This is a genomic window from Borrelia persica No12 (assembly GCF_000500045.1).
Lineage (GTDB): Bacteria > Spirochaetota > Spirochaetia > Borreliales > Borreliaceae > Borrelia > Borrelia persica.
In genome coordinates, this window is sequence record NZ_AYOT01000044.1 from 1 (window position 1) to 265 (window position 265).

1 pseudogene is annotated in these 265 nt (G+C 29.4%); it reads right to left on the reverse strand.

Annotated elements, in window-relative coordinates:
- A pseudogene (locus U881_RS12490) lies at positions 1-265 on the reverse strand (phage portal protein); the annotation flags it as partial.

Consider the following 265-nt stretch of genomic DNA (forward strand, 5'->3'; position numbering starts at 1 on the left):
TAAGGCCTCTTTAAGATATGTCATATCATACTTAATTACTTCTAATGATGATGTTGTTGAAGAACTATAAAATAATCCGTCATTATTAAGATTGTATTTAAGTTGTTCAAGTTCATGCCTTAATTTCCCATTTAACTCTCCAAGCTCAGATACATTAGAATTATCTTCTTCTGTAAATGAAAAGAAATTCAAAAAATTTGAAAGGCCTCCTCTCTTATTCTCCTTTACTGATGTAACTGCAGATGATAAAACATCTTGTAAGTCT